The 563-nt window shown below is 29.7% G+C and carries 1 protein-coding gene; it reads left to right on the plus strand.

Annotated elements, in window-relative coordinates; translation table 11 throughout:
- Positions 1-233: 233 nt before the first annotated feature.
- A partial coding sequence (locus J5M71_RS26770) for a hypothetical protein (RefSeq protein WP_207838520.1) occupies positions 234-563 on the plus strand: 330 nt, incomplete at its 3' end.

The following is a 563-nucleotide window of genomic DNA, read 5'->3' on the forward strand; positions in this document are numbered from 1 at the left end:
TTATATATTCAAGCGAACAATTGTGTAGAAGAAAAAGAGTGGCTTGATTTGTTTACAAAAGTTTGTCAAACAAATAGAAATCGATTAAAAGAGTATCATCCTTCAGCTTATATTGGAGGACAATGGCTTTGGTATGTTTGTTTTATTTATTAATTAATAATTATCATTATTAATTTTTAATTTATTTTATTAGTTGTAAATTGACAAGCGAAAATGCAGCTGGATGTTGTCCAGTGACTCCATTAGTTCCAACTGACTTAACTTTACACATTGATCCTGACAGGGAAATTGAACGAATTCAAACAATATTTTTTACTAACATCGACAAAATTGACTTATTAATCGAATTATGCGAAAAGAAACATTTGCAATCGAATCGAATCAATCAACAATCAAACCGAATGGAAAATTTTATAATTGAAGATCGACATTCGTTATGGGAAACACTGAAAGAATTAAGACAAAGTGTGATTCGACTTGAACAAAATCATAAACAATATATGAGAAGTGTGTACGGAAGAACAATTTATGGATCAGAACAAGCACCAATTGGAGATGATAAT

Origin of the sequence: Pseudomonas sp. 43(2021) (assembly GCF_017490805.1) — a bacterium.
GTDB lineage: Bacteria > Pseudomonadota > Gammaproteobacteria > Pseudomonadales > Pseudomonadaceae > Aquipseudomonas.